We start from the raw sequence: 22,467 nt of genomic DNA on the forward strand, positions 1-22,467 counted from the left end.
GTGCCGCTCGGCGAGGATCGACGGAATCCCCGGAGCTGACTGGTGCCCGAGGGCAGCATGCTTCTTACCTGCGCCTTCCGCCGCCTGCCAGGGCAAAATGAGGAACATGAGCATTGCGAGGCGGTTGGACGCCCTTCAGCGTCGTCACCCGGCGCTCGGATTTCCGATCGCCGTGCTGTACAAGTTCCTCGACGATCAGGGCGTGTATCTCGCCGCATTGATCGCGTACTACGGCTTCATCTCGCTTTTCCCGTTGTTGCTCCTGCTGTCCACGGTTCTCGGTTTCGTTCTCGCCGGCAATCCGGGCCTGCAGCAGGACATCATCGACTCGGCGCTGCGCCAGTTCCCGGCGATCGGGACCGATCTCGCGACCCAGGATCGGATCGGTGGTGGGTGGGCCGGTTTGGTGATCGGCGTGGTGGGTGCACTGTACGGAGGTCTCGGCGTCGCGTTGGCGTGCCAGAACGCGATGAACACCGCGTGGTCGGTGCCGCGCCATCAACGGCCCGACCCGATCCGCGCCCGCGGTCAGGGTTTTCTGCTCCTCGGCACGATCGGTCTGGCTGTCCTCGGCACCGCCGCGATCTCCGGCATCGGTGCCGCGGCACATCTCGACGGACCCCTCAGCGTGCTTCTGATCGCCGCCACGCTGATCTTGAATTCCGGGATCTTCATCCTCGCCTTCCGGCTCACCACCGCACGGCCGTTGTCCAATGCAGATGTCGTTCCCGGGGCGGTGGCCGCGGCCGTACTGTGGCAGATGCTGCAAACGTTCGGTGCCTTCTATGTCAGCAGCGTGGTGCGCACCACCTCGGTCACGAACGGTGTGTTCGCCATCGTTCTGGGACTGTTGGCGTTTCTGTTCCTTGCCGGGGTCACGGTTGTGTTGTGCGTCGAGATCAATGTGGTGAGGGTGGACAATCTGCATCCGCGCGCCCTGCTCGCACCGTTCACCGACCAGGTCGATCTCATCGAAGGGGACAAGCGCACCTTCAGCGACCAGGCACAGGCGCAGCGTGCCGTCGCCCACGAAGACATTCAGGTCACGTTCGACGACAGACGCGCCGACCGCAGCTGACGATGGATACTGACGAGATCCGACGACGACGACGGCGCACCGGCGTGGCTCGCGACAATCACGCGAATCTGAACGGCCGGACCGGCCGGTTCTGGTGATCGCTTCGTCCGCGAGCGACCGCGGCTGCGTGAGACGATGGACGAGTCGATATCCGGACGCCGGACGACGCTGACGGAGGCCTTGGCTATGGACGACGCGGCGGACACCGGGAGCCCGCGGGTGGTGGTCGAGACCGAGCACGCCCGCGTGAGCTACGACGCGGGGAAAACCGTTCGCATCGGCCGTGACCCGCAGATGGAAGTGACGGTGATCGATCCGGCGGTGTCGCGGGAGCATGCGCGCCTGAGCTGGGACGACGGCTGGCAACTCGTCGACGCAGGCAGCAAGAACGGGTTCTTCGTCGACGGTAAGCGCAGGGATAGGCTCCGCGTCTCCGATCCCGTCACCGTCCGCCTCGGCAACGCGTCCGACGGACCCGTGGTGCGCATCTTCGTCGAGGATCCGGAGGCGACGCAGCAGGCGGTCGGCCCGCGATGGAACGAGTCGACGGTCGAAGTCGGGGCCAAGCGTGACGACGCGGTCCCGACCCGTCCTCAGGATCAATTAGTTCCCGCCGGATCCGTCACGGTGGGTCGATCGCCGGACAGTGACCTGGTCGTCCGCGACGTACTCGCCTCACGCAGGCACGCTGTCCTCCATGCACGGAAATCCGGACTGGAGATCGAGGACCTCGGGAGCGTCAACGGAACGTTCGTCGGTGGTGCCCGGGTAACTCGCGCCCGGCTGAACGACGGTGACGTCGTCACGATCGGCAACACCGATTTCAGCGTGGAGGGCGATCGGCTCGTTCCGCGGCGAACGACGGCACCGGCCGTGAGCGGACTGCACGTGCAGGGCGTGGGACTGACCATCGAAGGCGGGCGTCGACTGCTCGAAGAAGTCGATCTCATTGCAGGGCGGGGCACCCTCACCGCGGTGATCGGCCCGTCGGGTGCGGGCAAGACCACGATGGCCACCATTCTCTCCGGCTCACTGACCCCGACCGAAGGTGTGGTCGACTTCGAGGGCCGAAGCGTCCACGCCAACTATCAAGTCCTGCGGTCCCGCATCGGGTTGGTCCCGCAGGACGATGTCGTGCACCGGCAACTGACTATTCGGCAGGCACTGGGTTACGCCGCCGAGCTGCGGCTGCCACCGGACACGACGCGGGCGGACCGCGAGGACGTGATCGCGTCGGTACTGGCCGAGCTGCAACTCACCGAGCACGCGGACACGCGGGTCGATCACCTGTCGGGCGGCCAACGTAAACGGGCATCTGTGGCGCTGGAGTTGCTCACCGGGCCGTCCCTCCTCATCCTCGACGAACCGACCTCGGGCCTCGACCCGGCGCTCGACCGACAGATCATGGGCACGTTGCGCCGCCTCGCCGACTCGGGCCGCGTCGTCGTCATCGTCACGCATTCGCTCTCGTACCTCGAGATGTGCGATCAGGTTCTCCTCCTCGCACCGGGCGGGAAGACCGCCTACGTGGGTCCGCCGGACGAGGTCGGGTCGATGCTGGGCAGCTCCGACTGGGCCGATGTCTTCGCCCGGGTCGCGGCCGAGCCCGACAAGGTGTTCGCCGAGTACCGTGCCCGCCGCACCTCGGTCGACGTGGGTCCACCGCCGCCGCCCGGACCGTTGGGGAGCCCCGCGCACACCTCGAGGTGGAGGCAGTGGAGCACCGTGTCGCGAAGGCAGATTCGGCTGATTCGCGCCGACAGGGGATATCTGATCTTCCTGTCCTTCCTGCCTTTCGTCCTCGGCGGATTGTCCGTGCTCGTGCCCGGCGACACCGGATTCGGTCCGGCGCCACCCGAGTCGAGCGAGTTGAACCAAATCCTGGTCGTTCTGATTCTCGGCGCGACTTTCATGGGTTGTTCGCTGACCATCCGCGACCTCGTCGGTGAGCGCTTGATCTACCACCGGGAACGCGCCGCCGGACTGCTCCCATCCGCATACCTGACGGCGAAGATCGTGGTGTTCTGCGCCGCGGGGGTCGTGCAGTCGGTGGTGATGGTGACGGTGGTCTTCGTCGGCAAAGGGCTGCCGGGTCCGGGGACGGTCATCCCCTCGGGCGCCCTCGAACTGATCGTGGACATCGCCGTCACCACCTGCGCCTGCGTGGTGCTCGGTATGGCGTTGTCGTCGGTGGCGCGCTCGAACGAGCAGGTGATGCCCATGCTCGTCATCGCGATCATGGTCCAGCTGGTGATGTGCGGCGGCATGATCACCATCACCGGCCGCGCCGTGCTCGACCAGTTGTCGTGGCTGTTCCCGTCCCGCTGGGGCTTCGCCGCCGCCGCCTCGACGGCGGATCTACGCACGAACTCCCCTGGCACGGAGGACGACCCGCTCTGGCAACACGTTCCGTCGTGGTGGCTCTTCAGCATCGGCATGCTGGTGCTCATCGGTGTCGTCCTTGCAATCGTCAGCTACAGCAGGCTTCGCCTCCGCCGCCCACGTCGCCGAGCACCGGAGGTCCCGGCAACCGGGTAGTCGGTCACCTCACGCTGCACTGTCACACTTGGTCCATGGTGGCGCTGTATCCAGCTGTCGAACCCTACGACTCCGGATTTCTGGGTGTCTCCGACGGTCAGGTCCTGTACTGGGAGAGGGTCGGTAATCCTGCGGGAACTCCGGTGGTCTATCTGCACGGCGGCCCCGGCTCTGGTTGCACACCCGGAATGCGCCGGCTCTTCGACCCCAATGCGTTTCGGGCGGTGCTGTTCGACCAACGGGGATGCGGCCGTAGCCGGCCACTGGCGGATGATCCGGGCGTCGACCTCTCGACGAACACGACGGCGCACCTGATCGAAGACATCGAACGACTGCGGGAATACCTCCGAATCGACAGATGGGTCGTGGCGGGTGCCTCGTGGGGCGTCACGCTCGGGTTGGCCTACGCGCAGCGTCATCCCGACCGTGTGATCGGCATGGCGTTGGGTGCAATCACCACGGGCACCCGCGAAGAGGTCGAGTGGATCACCCGCGACATGCGGAGGGTGTTCCCGCGCGAGTGGGAACGGTTCGTCGAACCCGTGCCGGACGGCGAACGCGGGGGTAACCTTGCGGCCGCATACGCACGCCTGCTCGCTCATCCCGACCCAGCCGTTCGCGAGAACGCCGCACTGCGGTGGTGCGAGTGGGAGGACACCCACGTTTCCCTGGCGCCGGGGTGGACACCGAACCCTCGATACCACGACCCTGCGTTCCGTATGGTGTTCGCACGCCTGGTCACCCACTATTGGGGTCGAGATCATTTCCTCGCAGACAACCAGCTACGCGAGGGAATGGACCGATTGACGGGTATCCCCGCGGTACTCGTCCACGGCCGACACGACGTATCCGGTCCGCTGGACACGGCGTGGGAGCTCTCTCGCCTCTGGAAGAGCAGTCGACTCGTCGTCGTCGACGATGGCGGCCACGGTGGTGGCAGCTTCACCGACCAACTCATCGCTGCGATCGACTCATTCGGTTGACGAGGTTGACACCATAGGACACCGTAGTTGACAAGGTTGACGGAAGGGGTGGGCGTTGGCCTCGCTCGGGGTAATCGCCCACGACTTCGCGGCCGAGCGGGTGCTGTCGACTTTGCGGATACCGGGTGCCCATGACCTCGCGGACACCTGCGCCGGCACGGCTGCCGCGTTCGTGCTCACGCGGGAGTTGTGTTCGATGACCCCGTATGACATTGCCCGGGCGTGGGCGGCGGCGTTTGATGTCGAGTTCGACGGCATCCGGTATCAGACGCGATTCACGACCGGCCCGTCGGCGAATGCGGCCGCAGTATTCGGTCCGGCCGGAGAAGCGCCCTGGCCTGTGGATCTCCGGACAGACTCTTTCGCGGCGGCGGCGAGACGTTGCGGTATTGCGGTACAGCCGCTTCCGAGGTCGGTCCGGGTCCTCGAACCGCCGACCTGACGATTCGGGGAATCGGCGTTCCGCTTCCCCTCCTCTTCGGCTCGACGCACGAATGTCGCAGTAGCCCAGAAACACTGGGCTACTGCGACATTCAGCGCGCTCCCGCTATGAGCGAGACGGGTGGTGTCAGGCCTCGAGGCCGGCTTCAATCTCCAGGCTGATGGTGATCTTGTCGCCGACGACGGCTCCGCCGCCTTCGAGGGGCATGTCGATGCTGATGCCGAAGTCTTTGCGGTTGAGGACGGTGGTGGCTTCGAAGCCTGCGACCGGGCCGTTGCCCATGCCGGGGTTGACGCCGTTGAATTCGAGCGCGAGCTCGACCGGGCGGGTGACGCCGCGGAGGGTGAAGTTGCCGTCGACCACGTAGTCGTCGCCCTTGGTGCGGATGCCGGTGGAGGTGAAGGTGGCGGTGGGGAACTGCTCGGCGTCGAAGAAGTCGGCCGACTTGATGTGGGCGTCGCGGTCGGCGTTCTTGGTGTCGATCGAGGCGACCTGGATTTCGGCGGTGACGGAGGCGGTGCCGTCCTCGGCGACGGTGATGGCGCCGGTGAAGTCGTTGAACGTGCCGCGGACCTTGCTGACCATCAGGTGGCGGACGGAGAAGCCGACGGTGGAGTGGACGGGGTCGATGGCCCAGGTTCCTGCGGTGAGGCCGGGCAGCGTGGTGATGGCGGTGGTCATGGTGAACTCCTCGAGAGTGGTCTACCGGGGCGGTGAAGGATCTGAAGTAGTTGAACTTGCAACTACAACAATAGAGGGATGTCGTTGCGATGTCAACTAAAACGTAAAACTACTGGGTTGACGAGCGGATGAGCTCGAGGATCTCGGACGTCACCGGGTCGGTGATGTCCTCGAAGTCGTCGTGCTTCTTCAGATAGGCGGCCACCAGTGGGCAGACCGCGACGATACGCAATCCCGACCGGCGCACATCGTCGAGTGCATGGCGGACCAGGATGGAGCTGAGGCCGTGGCCGGAGAATGCGCCGTCTATTTCCGTGTGGAAGAAAATGCGGCGACCGTCGTGGTCGCGGTATGCGGTGAATCCGACCGGTTGTCCCGAGACGCCGAGCTCGTAGCGGTGCCGATCGGGCACGTGCGTGACCGTGGTGGACAGTGCGGGAGAGGTGTTGTCGGAGTCCGTCATTGATCGTCCTTCTTGCTCGGTGACACTGCGGGTGGGTGGAATTCGGGAGTTCGGGTGGGTGGAATCTGCCGTTCAGGTGTTCTCGAGCATGTGGGTGCGCATCTCGCTGTAGTCGTGGCCGAGAATCGCGACGTCCCGGGGGCTGAGCAGGTCGAACATGTTCCGGCGAACCTCGGCCACGTGTCCAGGGCTTGCGGCGGCGAGCTTGTCGGCGCCTGCATCCGTCAACTCGGCCATCATTCCGCGTTTGTCGTGCTTGCACTCCACGCGGCGTACCCACCCGGCGTCGACGAGCCTGCTGATTGCCCGCGTCACCCCGCTGCGAGTCGTGGTGACGGCCTCTGCCAGTTCGCTCATCCGCAGTCGCCGCTCCGGGGCCTCCGAGAGGACGACGAGCAGTTCGAAATCTGTGAACGAGATGCCCGCATCACGGGTGAGTTGCCGATCGAGCGCTTGCAGCAGCAGGCGAGTGGCGTCGAGATAGGCACGCCACGTCTGCTGTTCCTGCGCGCTGAGCCACCGAGTTGTCTTCACATATCAACAATACCCCGAGTAGTTGACAGCGCAACTACTTGGGGTATTCTCAAAGTAGTTGAAGACGCAATCACTCCGATTGGCCCGAAAGCTGACCGGCGTCCTCGTCGCCACCTCGCGAAAGGAATCACGGCTATGAACACCACGCCCGAGCAGAAGGGCTCCGAGGGGTTCGCGGCGCAGCGCGACCGAATCCGTGCCGAGCACCTGAAGCCGGTATCGACGCGGCCTGCGTCGTCGGCCCGCGGTCTCCATCACACCGCATTGATCAGCGGGGACGTCGAGCGCACGGTGCGGTTCTACCAGGATGTGCTCGAGTTTCCGCTCACGGAGCTGATCGAGAATCGGGACTACCCCGGGTCGTCGCACTTCTTCTTCGATATCGGAAACGGCAACCTGCTGGCGTTCTTCGACTTCCCCGGACTCGACATCGGCCCCTATCAGGAGGTTCTCGGCGGACTGCATCATGTCGCGATCAGCGTCGAACCCGAACGATGGGAACACCTGCGCCGCAAGCTGACCGACGCCGGCATCGAGCTGATCGAGCACAGCGAGGTCTCCCTGTACTTCCGCGACCCCGACGGTGCCCGCCTCGAACTCATCGCCGACCCGCTCGGGGAAATGTACGGGTCACACGTTCTCTGATCGAGAGCCCGTAACCACCACTCCCACATCTCGAAAGGTGCTCCGATCATGACCACTGCCGTAACTCGTCCCCCGTTGGATGTCCGCAGGGCCGACGACCGCTTCAAGACCCACGCAGGCTGGCTCGATTCCAAGCATTCCTTCTCGTTCAGCCGCCACTACGACCCCGCCAATACCCACCACGGGGTGTTGATGGTCAACAACGATGACATCGTCGTTCCGGGGATGGGTTTCGACACCCACCCGCATCAGGACATGGAGATCGTCACCTGGGTGCTGCAGGGTTCGCTGGTTCATCAGGATTCGATGGGGCATTCCGGGGTCATCTACCCGGGCCTGGCTCAGCGGATGAGCGCGGGCACCGGCATCTTGCACTCCGAGAAGAACGACTCGTGGCGTCTGGGCGGTGTCGCCGGTGCCCATGCCGACCAGCACAGCGACCCGGTGCACTTCATCCAGATGTGGGTCGTTCCCGACGAAGCCGGTATTACGCCCGGTTACGAACAACTCGAGATCGACCACGAATTGCTGGCCGGGGACTGGTGCCGGTCGCGTCGGGCATGCCCGCGTACGCCGACCACTCGGCGATTCGGATCAAGAACAAGTACGCCGCAATGCACGTTGCGCGCATGCAACCCGGGCAGGCGCCGATCGCCCTGCCCGACGCGCCGTTCCTCCATGTGTTCGTGGCGCGCGGTGAGGCATCGCTGGAGGGCGTCGGGGTGCTCGGCGAGGGCGACGCCGTTCGGGTCAGCGGCGGTGGAGGTCAGCAACTGACTACCGAAACCGGTGCCGAGGTCATCGTGTGGGAGATGCACGCCGAGATCGCCGGGTAGTCGGTCGGGGTTCCGGGGCGTCCGACACCCGTCGGGCATTCCCTCGCCAACTTCCTCCAGCTGTTGGGTGACCTGGGCCACATTCGGACTCATGCTGGGTGCATGACATCATTTCCCACGCTCGACCCCGAACTCGCGGCCGCGGTCACCATGCTCCCGAATCTCGATTTCTCCGACCTGCCCTCCGCACGGGCGACCTTCGACTCTCTGGTCGGCTCCCTGTTGGCTGATCTGTCGTTCGACGGAGTCCGTGTTCAGGAGTTGTCGGTCCCAGGCCTCGGCGACGACCCGGACGTCGGTGTCCGGTTCTTCACGCCGGAGAACACGGGGGGACCGCTGCCGGTTCTTCTGTGGATCCACGGGGGCGGGTTCGCGATCGGAACGGCGGCCTCCAGCGACCCCTTCTGCGTCGAGGTGGTGCGGGAACTCGGGTGCGCCGTCGCAAGCGTCGAATACCGGTTAGCTCCGGAAACGCCTTTTCCGGGTCCGCTCGACGACTGCTACGCGGCTTTGACTCACCTCCACGCCCACGCGGACGAGTGGGGAATCGATCCCTCCCGCATCGCGGTCGGTGGTCAGAGCGCGGGTGGTGGGCTCGCCGCCGGAACCGTCCTGAGGGCGCGTGACGAGGGCGTCGTCCCGGTCGCGTTCCAGCTTCTTGACATTCCCGAGCTCGACGACCGGCTGACCACCGCCTCGATGACGACGTTCGTGGACACTCCGTTGTGGCACCGCCCCAATGCGATCCTGTCGTGGCAGTACTACCTCGGGGCGTCCTACACTGGGCCGGAAGACCCGAATGTGTCGATCTACGCGGCGCCGGCCCGCGCAACCGATCTTCGTGGCCTGCCCCCTACCTATCTCTGCACGATGGAATTGGACCCGCTGCGTGACGAGGGGATCGACTACGCCCTCGGGCTGCTCCGCGCCGGTATCAGCGTGGAGCTGCATTCGTTCCCCGGCACCTTCCACGGGTCCGGATTGCTGGCGACGGCGGAGGTCAGCAAACGCGCGATGGCGGAGGCACTCGACGCGCTGCGGAGAGGCTTGCGCGTGGTGTCACCAGCCTCGTAGCGTTGCTGGATGCAGGGACTGATGTACCGGCTCGCCGAGCTCGATGCGGACTCGGCGGGACTGGTACGAGTGATCGACTATTTCGACGCGCTGGTCCGACACGGCGCGGACACGGCGTCGATGCTCCGGGCGAGTGCCGCGCTGGCCGACTGCGTCGTCGGTATCGACATTTCTGGGTGGTCCGGCAGTTCCGAGCCGCGCCGCTGCGACCCTCGCGGGCGGTGGTCTCCGCAGCCCCGGCTCGCGCCCAGTGCATCGAAGGACGTCGTGGTCGACGATGTGGTGGTCGGGTCTGTCTGGATAGAGAGACCGGGTGCGAGTCTGCCGCTCGACGACATGCTCGTCGATCGGATGGCCCTGACCGCGGCGATCATCCTGCAACCGCGCCGTGTGCTCAGCGACGCCGAGCACACACGCAATCTTCTGTTTCCGATGGACGAGCTGGCGGTGCTTACCTCATGCGCTGCGCTGCGGATCGAACCGTCGACTCCGGTCCGTGTGCTCGTGTACACGGCCCGCGGCGGCGCGCGCTTACCGCTACCCGGTGAGCTCGCACCCGGCCGCTCCACCGAGATCGAGGTGGACGGCGATTCGCTGATGCTCCTTGCGGAATCTTGCGAGCCGACAAAGGAATTCGCCGACGTGGCCCGCTCTCGATCCGTGCAGGTGGGTCTCTCACTGGCGGGCCCGGCGTCGGACGCGAACACACTTGTCGGCACAGCGAAATTCGCTCGTAGTCAGGCTTCCGGACTTGAACCGATCGGAAACGCGGACGACCTCGGCGCCCTCAACCTACTGGTCGCAGGACAGAGCCTCGCACACGCCGCGATTCCCGATCTTGTTCACGCCGCCGAACTGCGCGACTCCGAACAAGGGGCGGAGTTGCTGGCGACGCTGCGGGTGTATCTGCGGTCGGGAACACTGCGGGCCGCGGCGGAGAGCATGCACCTGCACCACAGCAGCGTTGCGCACCGGCTGACCAAGCTGTCCAGGCATCTGGGTTTCGCTGTCGACGCGATCGAGAATCGGGCTCGTGCGACGGCACTGATGATGGTGATCGACAACCGGTGACGAGCTCACCCCGCGGCGGCCGGCGGCTCGGTGATCACTTCCCCCTCCTGATCGACTACTTGTCGAAAACTCGCTGGTCGACTCCCATTGAATGAGGAGGAAGGGATACACGTGCGATACGACGACTGGGGCGCCCGGTCGCAGCAGTGGGCGGGGTTGCGCAGCGTGTCGACGAGCGTGTGCGGCGTGGCCGTGCACTATGTCCGAGCGGAGCCCGCTTCGACCGCGCCTCCCGACGCGCCAGTTCACCTGCTGGTGCCCCCGATGACCGGTAGCGCGAGCATGTGGATTGATCTCGTTCCTCACCTGCGCCGGCTCGGGCCGGTGATTTCCGTCGACGTCCCAGGGACGATTGCCGGCCACACCGGTGATCTGTATCGGCACGGGCCACGCGCGGACCTGGACGCTCGCTTCGTGGCGGCCTTCGTCCGGCAGCTCCGCCTCGAGAGCCAGCTGGTGCTGCACGGCTGGTCGATGGGTGGTTTGGTGGCGGCGCTGGCCGCCACGAAAATGCCCGAGAATACGCTGGGAGTCGTCTTGGCGGCTCCGACGCTACCGTGGCGCCGGACGTCGCTAGCCGAGGCACTCGGGTGGCAGACGCTGGGGCGCCTCGTCGTCGCAGCCGGCCCGCCGACGACGCGGATGATATTGCGACTGACGGGCGGGCGCATACTCGACGCCAAGCGAACCGCGATCACAAACGCGGGCTCCATCTCAGGTCTCAGGACCGGCCTCGTCGGTGGCAACCCGGCTCGTGTCTCACGAGCACAAGTCGAGCTGTGGCTCGATGGCCTCGAGGCGGCACGCGCACACCCGGAACGGCTCGGGGGCACGGCCACGGCATTCGCGTCGATCGTCAAAGCGATGTTCATCACGCAAAGACAGACGAACGAGGCGCTCGATTGCGTGCGGGTGCCCGTGCTTGTGCTGTGGGGAAGGGACGATCACATTGTCGACCCCACGTCGCTCATGCAGCACGCCCGACGGCCGGGCTGGACACCCCGACCCATCGATGACGTTGGACACCTACTACCCGTTGAGGCGCCCGACCTCTACGCGCAGGCGGTCTGCTGGTGGCTCGCCGACAGTCTTGGAATGCCCGGATTCGGAAGCCCTACGTAGGTGGGTGCCTTCCCGGCCCCAGCACAACGGCTCCGCGGAGGCCAGTTCCTCGCCGCTCGGACGGAGAATCACCCACGACGGATGAAGCAACGGCCAGCGGGTGATGACAGGGTCGAGCCCACGTCGACACGTTTGGATACTGCGTGTTGACGTGACGAACCGACCGCGATCGTCGGGGATCTCGCCGTCGACGGTCGTGTTCTCGTGAGAGGAGAACCATGACGAGTCAGGACGCGGCTTTCACCCTGACCAACCGGACCTGCACCGCGCCCTGCTGGGCGAACTGGTCGGCTACCTCGACGACCCGGCCCCGAACTTCGCGATCCTGACGCCCCGTCTAGTTGGGGATGCGAGGCGATTCGACGGCGAACAGTGGTGTTCGGCCGCGACGGTGAGGGGGTTGTATGCAGAAACTCGTTCCCGATGGGCAACGTCGGACGTTGGCCCAGCTCGACGAACGCCTCAACTTCTCGGTCGGTGATACAGGCGCGAAGCGTTCCGCGTTCTGGGTGATGTTGACCTTGTCGGCGGTGATCGCAGTGGCCGGGGTGGTCGGTGATTCCACCGCCACGGTGATCGGCGCGATGATCGTCGCACCGCTGTCGACGCCTATCCTCGGGGTGGGGTTGGGCATCACTACCGGCAGCGGCCGCCTGATCGCACAGAGTCTGCTTTACGTCGCAGCGGGCATCGTTCTGGTCGTCGTGTTAGGTGTGGTGTTCGCGCAGGTATTGCCGAATCCGACGAACGTGCTATCCAATTCGCAAGTACTCGGCCGAACCTCCCCGACGCTGATGGACCTGGCCGCCGCACTGGCCACCGGACTGGTCGGTGCCATCGCCATCGCCCGAAAAGATGTCGGTGACGTCCTGCCCGGGGTCGCCATCGCCATCTCCCTGGTACCTCCGCTCGCGGTCGTGGGGGTGTGCCTGGGATCGGGGTCCCCCTCCCTGGCAGCGGGTGCATTCGTGCTGTTCGCATCGAATGTGGTGGCGATGGTTATCACCTCGACGGCTGTGCTCGTGGCCGCGGGATACGCCGGGGAGGTCGACAGTGTCACCGGCTCGCACCGGCGACGGGCCTATACCCTCCTGACGGTGGTGCTGCTCGTGGTCGCGATCCCGATGGTGGTCAACTCCCTGTCATCGGTGTGGGCACGGCAGATCAACACCGCAGCCGAGCAATGGCTGGCCGGCACCCCCGGCGCCGAGGTCACCGATGTCACCTGGCAGGGCGGCACGGCCACGGTCGCGGTCCTCGGTCCCGAAACGCTGCCGTCGCTCGGCGAGCTCGAGCAAACCGTCGAGGCGCTGATCCCCTGGAACCCGGACGTGCAGGTCGTGCACACCGTCGGGAGCCGGCTCGTGGCTGAATGAGAACCGCTCACCGATAGTGGCGATAAGTTTCGTCACGCTTCGGGTGCACCCGCAGGGCAGGTGGGAGCCTATCGTCTGCTGGCGGGGGTGATACGGAGCACTTTGTCGTCGTTTCCGTTGTCGGTGGTGACGAGCAGTGACCCGTCGGCTTGGGCGGCGACGGTGCGGATGCGGCCGAATGTGCCGGTCAGTTCCGGGGGGATGGCCTCGGCGATCACACGGATCCCGGCGGGGTCGAGTCGCAGGAACCGTACCTGGCGGCCCTTCAGTACTCCGACCGCGAGAGCACCGGACCAGGTGCCCCAGCCGGATCCGGTGACGAATGAGCCGCTCGCGGTGGCGATGGTGGCAGGGCCGGAACTCCACACCGCCTCGATCGCCCCGGGTACTCGATCCGGGTCGGTCATCGGCACGGATTCGTCGTAGAAGCCGTCTCCGGTGTCCGGGTGCCAGCCGTAGTTTGCGCCGGGAATCAGCCGGTTCACTTCGTCGTCGCGATGAGTGCCCTGTTCGATGGAGTAGATGTCGCCGGTGTCGGGGCGGATCGCCAGTCCTTGGACGTTGCGGTGGCCGAGCGTGTAGACCGCGCTGTCAGCGAACGGGTTTCCCGTGGCGGGTTCACCGGTGATGGCGTCGACTCGTAACACCTTCCCGCCGAGGGAGTTTGGGTCCTGAGGTGCGCTCGCTTGGGTGGCGTCACCGGTGCCGATCAACAGTGTTCCGTCGGGATGGGGGAGGAGGCGGCAGCCACCGTGCCGGCCGCGGACGCTCAGCGGAAGTCCGGTGACCAAGACTCGGGTCGGGGCCAGCACGGTCCAGTCGAGGTCCGCGGTCCAGGCTTGCACCCGGATGTCGGTGACCTCGCCGGTCGTGTGGGTCTGGCAGGTGTACAGGGTGCGGGTGGCGGCGAAGTCGGGGGCGAGGGCGATTCCCATCAGGCCGAGTTCGTCGTGGACGACGAGGTCGGACACATCCGCCGCGAGCACGCCCGTGCTGCCGTCGGGTCGTCGGACGGCGAAGCGGCCGGAGCGCTCGCCCGTCAGTAGGGTGCCGTCCGGGGCGGCCACTACGTCCCAGGGATGGTCGAGCCCGTCGATCTCGGTGACGACGTCGAGCGGGGGAAAGGACTCCGCATCGTGAGACGGCGCTGGACCGCATGCCGTCGCGGCCGTCCAACAGGTCACGATCACGACGACCGATGCCCGTCGCCGGCGGCAGCGACCGACCAGTGACCACACTGAGGGCACCCGACTCACCCTCTAATCATGGCAGCAGGTGCATCGGAAGGGTCGGTGGTCGACACGAAATTTCTGGCCCGGCGAGCCCGGCGAGAATCTATGCCAAAGAGGCTTTCGATAACGGATCGTCAACCACTCGAGGCGTGCTTCCTCCTCTTTTCGGCCGGAGCGGGAGCCGCCGGCGGAGGAGCTCTCGGGCGGGCACCCTACGCGTTGCTGTGCCGCCACCTCCGAAACGGGCGGTTGCGACTGCAGCTCGCCGCCGGACTTCCGAGTCGATGGCGGTTTCTTCGGATGACCCGGCGGCGTTAGAGTGGCCGACGGTGTGCCGGGAAGTCTGGTCGGCGGTGTATTCGGCGAACGCAGAGCAAGGACTTCCGTATGAATTCACGGTGTGTGGTGCACCCGGCTGTTTTCCCCCGATCTCGGGTGCGCTCTTCGGGAGCGGTGTGAGCTCCGCGTGGCGGCCGGTTACCTGGCGGCGGACGATGGCCGAACTGGTCGAGGGTCCGCGGGATCCGGTTGCCGTGGCCGCTGCGGTGCTGTGGCCGGTCGCGGTGATGACGGCGTTGCAGCGGGTGCTGATCAAGGCGGTCGACGGGTACATCACCGACGACTTCGCGCCGGTCTACACGGCGGCGGTGGCGTTCTGGAACCGCCGGGAGGTCTATACCGCGGACTTCTCGTCGGTGGACCCGCACTATCTGTATCCGCCGAGCGGAACGCTGTTGATCGCTCCGATCGCGGTGCTGCCGCCGGAGCTGTCCCGGTGGGTGTTCATCCTTGCCAACACCGCCGCGATCCTGGTGGCGCTGTATCTTCTGCTGCGCATGTTCGGCCTCGGACTGCGGTCGCTGGCTGCCCCGCTTCTGCTGCTGGGGGCCTTCTTCTCGGAGGCGGTGACCAACACGTTGGTGTTCACCAATATCAACGGTCTGGTACTGCTCGGGGAGATCGTTTTTCTGCTTCTGCTGCTGCGCCGCCGGGACTACTGGTCCGGCGCCGCGATCGGACTGACGTTCGCGGTGAAACCGATTCTTGCGCCGCTGCTGCTGCTGCCGTTGGTGCGGGGCCAGTGGAGGGTCTTCGTCACCGCGCTCGGGATACCTGTGGTGCTGACCGCTGTGGCGTGGCCGCTGGCGGCCGATCCTGCCGCGTTCCTCACACACACCGCCCCGTATCTGATGCAGTCGCGGGACTACTTCAACAGCGCCATCGTCGGCAACGGCACCTACTATGGTCTCCCGTCGCTGCTGATCACCGGTCTGCGGGGGTTGTTCGCGCTGCTGGTGCTGGGCTCGGTGTGGTTGCTGTGCCGGTATCACCGCAGTGACGAGGTGTTCTTCGTCACCACCACCTCCGGGGTGTTGCTGACCGGGTCGTTCCTGCTCGGCTCGCTCGGGCAGATGTATTACTCGATGATGCTGGTGCCGTTGTTGCTGTCGGTGGTGTTGCCGAACTCGGTGATGCGGAACTGGCCGGCCTGGTTGGCGGTGTACGGGTTCCTCAGCTACGACAGTTGGCTCTCGGGCAGGTTTCCCGAGGCCGGGCGCGCCGCCGAGTACATGAAGACCACCCTCGGGTGGTCGCTGCTGCTGATCGTGATCTTTGGGGTGTTGCTGCACCGCCGGCTCGCGGCTCGACGAGTCGCGCCGGCGTCACCGGCCAAACAAGATGTGATGGTCCAGTGACGCCGACCCGGTTTCTGCCCAGCGCCAGGCACCCGGCCCGGTTGGTGGTGATGGGCTTCGGCGCGGCCACCGTGCTGGGCACCGTGTTGTTGATGCTGCCGTTCTCGTCGGAAGCCGGGGAGGCGACCGATCCGGTGACCGCGCTGTTTACCGCCACCTCGGCGGTCTGCGTGACCGGTCTCGTGGTGGTCGACACCAGCACCTATTGGTCGTTGTTCGGTGAACTGGTCATCCTCGGACTCATCCAGATCGGCGGGTTGGGCATCATGACCCTCGCATCACTACTCGGCCTGCTCGTTGCCCGCCGGATGGGGCTGCGGATGCAACTGGTGGCGCAGACCGAGACGAAGAGCCTGCGCCTGGGTGAGAGCAAACGGGTCGTCCTCGGGGTCCTGAAAATGAGTGTGGCCGTCGAAGTCGTCGTCGCGATCATTCTGACCGCCCGGTTCGCGGCCGGGTATCACCAACCGCTCGGGCAGGCGATGTATTCGGGGATCTTTCACGCGATCTCGGCGTACAACAACGCCGGATTCGCTCTCTACGCCGACAGCCTGACCCGGTTTCAGACCGACGCGTGGATCATCGTCCCAGTGATGGCCGCCCTCGTCATCGGTGGTCTGGGATTCCCGGTGATCTTCGAGGTCACCCGCTCGATGAGGCGCACTGCCACACGGAATCGAACTGCGTCGCATTGGTCGCTGCACACCAAGATCACCCTGCTCACCTACGGTGTCCTCGCCGTGGTCGCGGTGCTGTCGATCACGGCGATCGAATGGGCCAACCCGCACACCCTCGGTCCGCTCGGTGTGCCCGGCAAGCTCCTGGCCGGGACGTTCGCCGGTATCTCGCCGCGGACGGCGGGCTTCAACTCGGTCGACATCGCCGGCATGCACCCGTCGACCCTGCTGCTGACCGATGTGCTGATGTTCATCGGCGGCGGCAGCGCGGGCACAGCGGGTGGGATCAAGGTCACCACCTTCGCGTTGTTGGCGTTCGTCATCATCACCGAGATCCGCGGCGAACCCACCGTGCACGTCATGGGCCGGCGGTTGTCGGCGATGGTGCAGCGGCAGGCGATCACCGTGGCCCTGCTCGGGGTGGGCGCGGTCATGGCCGGCACCCTGACTCTGCTGTTGCTGACCGACTTCGATCTCGACGCTGTCCTGTTCGAGGTCGTCTCCGCATTCGGCACCGTCGGCCTGTCGGCGGGGATCACCGCCGACCTGCCGGCGGCCGGGCAGATACTGCTGGTGGCGCTGATGTTCGTCGGGCGCCTGGGCCCGATCACCCTGGCCTCCGCGCTCGCCCTGCGCGAACGTGGCCGCCGCTACGAACTACCTGAGGAGAGACCCATCGTTGGCTAGAACACCGAAACGCCACGTCCCCCGCGTCACCGTGATCGGGCTGGGACGCTTCGGCGGCTCCCTCGCCCGGGAACTGGTTGTCCGCGGCTCCGACGTGCTGGGGGTGGACTCCGACCCGGAACGGGTGCAGCGCTACGCCGACGAGCTCACCCACACCGCCGTCGCCGACACCACCAACCGGGACGCTCTCGAGCAGCTCGGGATCCCGGAGTTCCGGCACGCCGTGGTCAGCATCGGCACCGATCTCGAATCGAGCATCCTGACCACCTCCCTGCTGGCGGACTTCGAGATCGCGAATATCTGGGCGAAGGCGACCAGCCGCCAGCACGGACGCATCCTGGAACGGGTCGGCGCCCACCATGTCGTGCTGCCCGAACACGACATGGGTGAGCGGGTCGCGCACCTGGTCACCGGACGGATGCTCGACTACATCGAGTTCGAAGAGGACTATGCCATGGTCAAGACCCTGGCCCCACCGGCGATCATCGGGTCCCCGCTGGCCGAGAGCGGGATCCGCAGCAAATACGGGATCACCGTGGTCGCGATCAAGCATCCCGGCGAGGACTTCACCCACGCGGCCCTCGACACCGTCGTGCGTGACGGGGACATCCTCATCGTCGCCGGCCGTAGCACCCAGGTCGAACTCTTCGCCGACCTGACCTGACCCGCCAGCTGACATCTGAACCTCCCGGTCCCGTTTCCCTTGTCGGACGACGAGTTCCAGGGACCGGGTCGACGCCGGCCGACCGAAAAGACACCGATGAACACCGATCCCCACCCCCACGGCAGACCCGTCGGGGGCCAGAACACCGGCGCGAGTCCGGAAACCGGGCACCGGCCCAGCGCCCCGGTGTCCGCTACCCGCGCCGACCCGCACCGGTACCGACACGATCTCGATGGGCTGCGGGGCCTGGCGATCGCTTTGGTGGTGATCTTTCATCTGTGGCTCGGCCGAGTGTCCGGCGGTGTCGATGTGTTCCTGGTGCTCTCTGGGTTCTTCTTCACCGGCATGCTGCTGCGGCGATCCGGTGCCGGGGGTGGCCCATCGATGCGAGCGGTACTGGGGAGAACCGCCCGCCGGCTGCTGCCGGCGCTGGTGGTGGTGTTGGCGACCACCGCGGCCGTCACCGTCCTCACACGACCGTTCACTCAGTGGAGTGTGGTCGCCGAGCAGCTGGTCACGTCGCTGCTGTATGTGCAGAACTGGCAGTTGGCGACCACGGCCGCCGACTATCAGGCCGCCGACGCCTCGGTTTCCCCAATGCAGCACCTGTGGTCGATGTCCGTGCAGGGCCAGTTCTATTTTCTGATCCTGATCGTCGTGGTGATACTCGCTGCCGGGTGCCGCCGGGCCGGAATCGCGGCGGTGGTGCGGCCGGTCACCGCCGCAGTGATCACGGCAGCCGGTGCGGTGTCGCTGCTGTATGCGGCAGAGGTCTCCCGCACCCACCAGGGGTGGGCGTACTACGACACCGCTGCCCGGGTGTGGGAATTGCTGGTCGGCGCCCTGCTGGCATGTGTGATCGGCCGGGTGACGCTGCCGCCGGTAACTCGTGCGGTGCTCGCCGGGACCGGCCTGGCGACGATCGTCGTGTGCGGGCTGGTGGTGGACGGGGCACACCTGTTTCCGGGCCCGGCCGCACTGATCCCCGTCCTTGCCACCGCCGCGGTGATCCTGGCCGGCGCCGGGATCGACGCCCACACCCCAAACGCGCCCACGGTGGTGCGGTTCCTCGCCGCACGGCCGCTCGTCGAGCTCGGTGCGATCGGGTATGCGCTGTATCTGTGGCATTGGCCGGTATTGATCTTCTACCTCACTTGGCGTGAACGGCCCGCCGTCGGGCCGGTGGGTGGGCTGATCGTGCTCGCCGTTTCGCTGGTCCTGGCCCGGCTCACCCACGTGTGGGTGGAAACACCACTGCGCCGCGGATCGGCGTCACCCTCGGCCGCGCGACCCGGCCGCGGTCGCCCTCGAATCGTCACCACGGTCGTCACCGCTGCCGGGGCTGCGGTGATAGCCGCAGCAGGGGGCTGGCAGTGGTATCTGTCGCACAATCCGGAAACCGCGGCCCGAGTCGGTGAGCTCGACCCGAAAATCTATCCCGGTGCCGCGAAACTACTCGATGGCGCGTTCACCCCGCACGCCAAAATGCGCCCCACCCTCCTCGAGGCACCTGGCGACCTACCCCCCTCCAGTTTCGACGGGTGCATCTCTGACATGAGCACCAGGGACGTGATCACCTGCACCTACGGCGATCCCGCCGCCGACCGGACACTCGCGGTGGTCGGCAGCTCCCACGCCGAACATTGGCTCACCGCCCTCGACACCATCGGAAGTACCCGCGGTGTTCGGATCGTGTCGTATCTGAAGATGGGCTGCCCACTCACCCTTTCCGACGAACCGATGCTCGGCGATCAGCCGTACCCCGACTGCCGGGACTGGTCCGCCGAGGTCCTCGACCGCCTCCGCGACGACCGCCCGGACGCGGTGCTTTCGACCGCGACCCGCCCGAACCCGGACGGGCCGGGCGACATCACCCCGGACGACTACATTCAGGTCTGGACCCGGTACGCCGACTACGGGCTGACGTTCCTCGGCCTTCGGGACACCCCCTGGCTGCATCGCGACGGGGTTCCGTATCGGGCGATCGACTGCCTGGCGGAGGGCGGAGACGTCGACACCTGCGGGATGCCGCGCGATGCGGTGTTGGCCGCTCACAATCCCGCCCTCGCCCCGGCCGCAGAGTTCCCGCTGGTCTATCCGCTCGATCTGTCCGACGCCGTGTGCGATGTGTCGCTCTGCCGGGTCGTGGAAGGCAACATCCTCATCTACCACGACTCCCACCATCTCTCGGCGACCTATGTGCGCAGCCTCGCCCCCGAACTCGACCGGCAGATCGGGGCTACCACCGGCTGGTGGTAGCCCAGCCCCCACCGCACGGCACTGACCGGACGACAGTGCCCTTCGATCCACACGGGCAACCGGGGAGCAGTGTGTGGCGACCATCCCGGGGACCCGTGCCTCTGGCGAACTCGCGTCGGGATCTCCCCGCCCGCGACGATAGGACCCCGCCGACCCCGGCAGGGTCTCGACGGGCTTCGCGCACCGACGATTCTTTACGGGATCTCTATGTCCGAACACCGCCATGGCCGCCCGAGTGAATCTAGGCTCGATCGTTGTGGCCTCCACAGCGTCGGTGCTCAAAAGGGTGTTGCTGGGGCGCCCGTTCCGTAGTGATCGGCTCGGGCGCACCCTGCTGCCGAAGCGGATCGCGCTGCCGGTGTTCGCCAGCGACCCGCTGTCGTCGGTGGCGTATGCGACGCAGGAGATTCTGCTGATCCTGACCCTGGGCGGGTTGACCTATCTCTACCTGGCGCCGTGGATCGCCGGCGCCGTCGTCGTGCTTCTCTCGGTGGTGGTGTTGTCCTACCGGCAGGTGGTGCGGGCCTATCCCAGTGGCGGCGGCTCCTACGAGGTGGCTTCGGAGAATCTGGGGCCGGTTGCCGGGCTGATCGTCGCGGCCGCGTTGCTGGTCGACTACGTGATGACCGTCGCGGTGTCCGTCGCGGCTGGGGTGGACAACATCATCTCGGCATTCCCTGATCTCAACGCGCACCGGGTCGCACTGTGCCTGGGTTTCATCGTGCTGCTCACGGCGATGAATCTGCGCGGGATCCGTGAATCCGGGCGGGCGTTCGCCGCTCCGACCTACGCGTTCGTCGCCGGAGTCCTGGTGATGATGGTGATCGGGCTTTCCCGGGCGCTGCTGGGCGATCCGCCGGTCGCGGAAAGCGCGCAGTATCAGATCCATGCCGAACAGGTCGGTCTGAACAGTCTGGCGGTGGCGTTTTTGGTGCTGCGCGCGTTCTCCTCCGGGTGTACTGCACTGACCGGGGTCGAGGCCATCTCCAATGGGGTCCCCGCCTTCCGTAAACCCAAGGCCCTCAATGCTGCCCGCACGATGGTCGCGATGGGTGCCATCTCGATCACCATGTTCACCGGGGTGACCGCGCTCGCGCTGGTCTCGCATACTCGGGTCACCGAAAACACCTGCGATCTCATCGGATTCGCCGGGGACTGTGCCACCGATCCGCAGCGCACCGTCATCGCCCAGATCGCTGCAGCGGTGTTCGGTAGCGAGAGCATCTTGTTCTTCTATATGCAGGCCACGACGGCGCTGATCCTGATCCTGGCCGCGAACACCGCCTACAACGGGTTCCCGCTGCTGAGTTCGATTCTGGCCCAGCACCGATATCTTCCTCGTCAGCTGCACACCCGTGGGGACCGGTTGGCCTACTCGAACGGCATCATTGTGCTCGCGGTGATCGCCGGCACCCTGATCTACGCGTTCGACGGATCCGCGACTCGGCTGATCCAGCTCTACATCGTGGGGGTGTTCACCTCGTTCACCTTCTGTCAGGCCGGGATGGTGCGCCACTGGAACCGCGAACTCGCCGGCGCTCCCACCCCGGTGGACCGGCGCCGCATCTACCGCGCCCGCGGCATCAACGCATTCGGGGCCTGTTTCACCGGCATCGTCCTCGTCGTCGTCATGGTCACCAAGTTCACCCACGGCGCTTTCCTGGTCGTCATCGCCATTCCGGTGTTGTGCCTGCTCATGCACGGCATTCACCGGCACTACGCGGCGGTGCGGGCTGAACTCGAGTCCGACGGCGACGACGAGGAGACCTTGCCCAGCCGGGTGCATGCCGTGGTGTTGGTCTCCGGCTGGCACAAGGCCACCAACCGGGCGATCAAGTTCGCCCGTGCCACCCGCCCGGACACCCTCGTCGCCCTGACGGTGAATGTCGACGACGCCGACACCCGCCAGCTGCACCGGGACTGGGACAGTCACGAGGTCAGCATCCCGCTCACCGTGATCGAGTCCCCGTACCGTGACATCACCCGGCCGGTCGTCGACTACGTCAAACGACTCCGCCGCACCAGCCCCCGCGATGTGGTGGCCGTCTATATCCCCGAGTACGTGGTCGGGCGGTGGTGGGAGAACCTGCTGCACAACCAGAGCTCACTGCGCCTGAAAGGACGGTTGTTGTTCGAGCCGGGTGTGATGGTCACCAGCGTGCCCTGGCAATTGCACTCGACCGGCCGCCGGGATCTCACCCACATCGAGCACAGCCCCGGGGAGGTCCGCCGCGGCATCACCGGCACGGACTCCCCACCCTGACCACCTTTGTGACCACCGCGGTCGACGGCGGCACCCACCGCCGCGGGACGTCCCCACCGGCGGGGCGGTGTCCGATTTTCCGTCGGCCACGGTAGGGTGAGGGTGGTGCGCCGGGAAGTCTGGTCGGCAAAGTGTTCCGCTCTAT

18 protein-coding genes and 1 pseudogene are annotated in these 22,467 nt (G+C 66.2%); 15 read left to right on the forward strand and 4 right to left on the reverse strand.

The genetic code is table 11. The annotated features are described in order from the left end of the window. The first annotated feature begins 106 nt into the window (after window positions 1-106). From HYG77_RS17660 to HYG77_RS17675, 4 genes are all read left to right on the forward strand, one after another. Entirely contained in the window at window positions 107-1,078 is a 972-nt protein-coding gene (locus tag HYG77_RS17660; protein WP_208960066.1) for a YhjD/YihY/BrkB family envelope integrity protein, read from the forward strand. A 186-nt stretch (window positions 1,079-1,264) separates the two neighbouring features. After that, the gene (locus tag HYG77_RS17665) at window positions 1,265-3,616 is read left to right on the forward strand and encodes an FHA domain-containing protein (RefSeq protein WP_208963429.1); all 2,352 of its coding nucleotides are present in this window, start codon (window positions 1,265-1,267) and stop codon (window positions 3,614-3,616) included. 35 nt (window positions 3,617-3,651) lie between these two features. After that, window positions 3,652-4,599 carry a prolyl aminopeptidase gene (gene pip / locus HYG77_RS17670; RefSeq protein WP_208960067.1) on the forward strand — a complete coding sequence of 316 codons (948 nt, stop codon included), beginning with the start codon at window positions 3,652-3,654 and terminating at the stop codon, window positions 4,597-4,599. A gap of 55 nt (window positions 4,600-4,654) precedes the next feature. Next, window positions 4,655-5,041 carry a hypothetical protein gene (locus HYG77_RS17675; protein ID WP_208960068.1) on the forward strand — a complete coding sequence of 129 codons (387 nt, stop codon included), beginning with the start codon at window positions 4,655-4,657 and terminating at the stop codon, window positions 5,039-5,041. Window positions 5,042-5,167: 126 nt separating this feature from the next. On the opposite strand, the gene HYG77_RS17680 is transcribed toward HYG77_RS17675, so the two are convergent. The 3 genes from HYG77_RS17680 to HYG77_RS17690 form a co-directional block, all read right to left on the reverse strand. Beyond that, complete coding sequence (locus HYG77_RS17680; RefSeq protein ID WP_208960069.1) at window positions 5,168-5,722, reverse strand: YceI family protein; 555 nt, start codon at window positions 5,720-5,722, stop codon at window positions 5,168-5,170. Window positions 5,723-5,831: 109 nt separating this feature from the next. Beyond that, window positions 5,832-6,185, reverse strand: a complete 354-nt coding sequence (locus HYG77_RS17685) for a GNAT family N-acetyltransferase (protein ID WP_208960070.1) — start codon at window positions 6,183-6,185, stop codon at window positions 5,832-5,834. A 72-nt stretch (window positions 6,186-6,257) separates the two neighbouring features. Further along, window positions 6,258-6,719: a MarR family transcriptional regulator gene (locus tag HYG77_RS17690; RefSeq protein WP_159923131.1), complete on the reverse strand. Its 462-nt coding sequence runs from the start codon at window positions 6,717-6,719 to the stop codon at window positions 6,258-6,260. A 135-nt stretch (window positions 6,720-6,854) separates the two neighbouring features. On the opposite strand from HYG77_RS17690, the gene HYG77_RS17695 reads away from it, so the two are divergent. The 6 genes and pseudogenes from HYG77_RS17695 (at window position 6,855) to HYG77_RS17720 (ending at window position 12,843) form a co-directional block, all read left to right on the forward strand. Beyond that, the gene (locus HYG77_RS17695) at window positions 6,855-7,364 is read left to right on the forward strand and encodes a VOC family protein (protein WP_208960071.1); all 510 of its coding nucleotides are present in this window, start codon (window positions 6,855-6,857) and stop codon (window positions 7,362-7,364) included. Between the two features lie 48 nt (window positions 7,365-7,412). Then, a pseudogene (locus tag HYG77_RS17700) lies at window positions 7,413-8,200 on the forward strand (pirin family protein). 102 nt (window positions 8,201-8,302) lie between these two features. Further along, window positions 8,303-9,274: an alpha/beta hydrolase gene (locus tag HYG77_RS17705; RefSeq protein ID WP_208960072.1), complete on the forward strand. Its 972-nt coding sequence runs from the start codon at window positions 8,303-8,305 to the stop codon at window positions 9,272-9,274. Window positions 9,275-9,283: 9 nt separating this feature from the next. Beyond that, window positions 9,284-10,345: a helix-turn-helix domain-containing protein gene (locus HYG77_RS17710; protein WP_230989996.1), complete on the forward strand. Its 1,062-nt coding sequence runs from the start codon at window positions 9,284-9,286 to the stop codon at window positions 10,343-10,345. Window positions 10,346-10,456: 111 nt separating this feature from the next. After that, window positions 10,457-11,467, forward strand: coding sequence for an alpha/beta fold hydrolase (locus HYG77_RS17715; RefSeq protein ID WP_208960073.1), 1,011 nt, complete (start codon window positions 10,457-10,459; stop codon window positions 11,465-11,467). Window positions 11,468-11,871: 404 nt separating this feature from the next. Next, window positions 11,872-12,843, forward strand: coding sequence for a TIGR00341 family protein (locus tag HYG77_RS17720; RefSeq protein ID WP_208960074.1), 972 nt, complete (start codon window positions 11,872-11,874; stop codon window positions 12,841-12,843). 68 nt (window positions 12,844-12,911) lie between these two features. Here HYG77_RS17720 and HYG77_RS17725 read toward each other — a convergent pair whose 3' ends face one another. Further along, the gene (locus HYG77_RS17725) at window positions 12,912-14,033 is read right to left on the reverse strand and encodes a PQQ-dependent sugar dehydrogenase (RefSeq protein ID WP_244461365.1); all 1,122 of its coding nucleotides are present in this window, start codon (window positions 14,031-14,033) and stop codon (window positions 12,912-12,914) included. Between the two features lie 536 nt (window positions 14,034-14,569). On the opposite strand from HYG77_RS17725, the gene HYG77_RS17730 reads away from it, so the two are divergent. From HYG77_RS17730 to HYG77_RS17750, 5 genes are all read left to right on the forward strand, one after another. Next, complete coding sequence (locus HYG77_RS17730; protein WP_208963431.1) at window positions 14,570-15,772, forward strand: glycosyltransferase family 87 protein; 1,203 nt, start codon at window positions 14,570-14,572, stop codon at window positions 15,770-15,772. Next, window positions 15,769-17,136 carry a potassium transporter TrkG gene (locus HYG77_RS17735; RefSeq protein ID WP_280123268.1) on the forward strand — a complete coding sequence of 456 codons (1,368 nt, stop codon included), beginning with the start codon at window positions 15,769-15,771 and terminating at the stop codon, window positions 17,134-17,136. The genes HYG77_RS17730 and HYG77_RS17735 overlap by 4 nt, the downstream gene beginning before the upstream one ends. Next, a complete protein-coding gene (locus tag HYG77_RS17740; RefSeq protein ID WP_244372926.1) occupies window positions 17,129-17,800 on the forward strand; it encodes a TrkA family potassium uptake protein in 672 nt (223 codons plus the stop codon). Before HYG77_RS17735 ends, HYG77_RS17740 begins: the two co-directional genes overlap by 8 nt. Before the next feature lie 96 nt (window positions 17,801-17,896). Next, window positions 17,897-20,059, forward strand: a complete 2,163-nt coding sequence (locus tag HYG77_RS17745) for an acyltransferase family protein (protein ID WP_208960075.1) — start codon at window positions 17,897-17,899, stop codon at window positions 20,057-20,059. A 256-nt stretch (window positions 20,060-20,315) separates the two neighbouring features. Then, the gene (locus tag HYG77_RS17750; protein WP_244372928.1) at window positions 20,316-22,322 is read left to right on the forward strand and encodes an APC family permease; all 2,007 of its coding nucleotides are present in this window, start codon (window positions 20,316-20,318) and stop codon (window positions 22,320-22,322) included. The last annotated feature ends 145 nt before the right edge of the window (window positions 22,323-22,467 follow it).

The organism is Rhodococcus sp. ZPP, from assembly GCF_017656075.1.
Classification (GTDB): Bacteria; Actinomycetota; Actinomycetes; order Mycobacteriales; family Mycobacteriaceae; genus Rhodococcus_F; species Rhodococcus_F oxybenzonivorans.